Annotated in this window: 1 protein-coding gene and 1 pseudogene; both read right to left on the reverse strand. The window is 30.7% G+C overall.

Going from position 1 to position 743, the window contains the following annotated elements:
- A partial coding sequence (locus IU405_RS00410) for a maltokinase N-terminal cap-like domain-containing protein (RefSeq protein WP_410896730.1) occupies positions 1–378 on the reverse strand: 378 nt, incomplete at its 3' end.
- A gap of 2 nt (positions 379–380) precedes the next feature.
- Positions 381–743 (reverse strand): annotated as a pseudogene (locus IU405_RS00415) (alpha-1,4-glucan--maltose-1-phosphate maltosyltransferase); the annotation flags it as partial.

Raw genomic sequence — 743 nt, forward strand, 5'->3', positions numbered from 1 at the left:
TAAATGAATAGCATCAATGATAAAACCTTGCTGATTTTTTAAATTTATTGGTAAAATTCGATTTTCTTGCGCAAAGTTTTCATCGGAAACAAAAGCAATTGGTAAAAAATAATGATGATAAAAAGCTTCTTCAAAATCGACTTCTAACAACAATCCAAAATATACTTCTTCATGATGTTGGATTCTAAAATAATCACTCAATTCGATGTATTTTAGTTTGCTCGATTTTCCTCCATACCAACGCTGTTTTACAATATATTCCTCTAAAACATCCGCTAAAAAAACGTTTATGAATGCTTTATCCTCCATCAAATGTTCCCATTCGTGGTTAGAAGAAAAAACCGGAAAATTTGGTTTAGAAACTTCTTGTTCTGACATCTTTATTTGTTAATCTTAAAAATATGAAAAGGTAACGATGGATGTAATTCTACATAATTCCATTCATTATACCAATTGTAACAATTTCTGGTTACCAAATCTTCTACTTCTACTTTTTGGCCATGCTGCACTTTCAAATCGATCAAAGGCAATTGAACAGAACCAGCTTGAGAATGATATGCATCTAAACTGATAATGGTGATAGTTTCGTTAGTTTTGGAATCATTCCATTTATAAAAAGCAATGAGTTGGTCGTTTCCAGTTTCTAGAAATTGGATATTATTCGTTTGCTGATACGATTCCTGATCTTTTCGAATGTGATTGATTTTCGTAATCAAGGCAGTTATTTTATTTTCTTTAAACCA

Origin of the sequence: Polaribacter sp. BAL334 (assembly GCF_015767435.1) — a bacterium.
Taxonomy (GTDB): Bacteria; Bacteroidota; Bacteroidia; order Flavobacteriales; family Flavobacteriaceae; genus Polaribacter.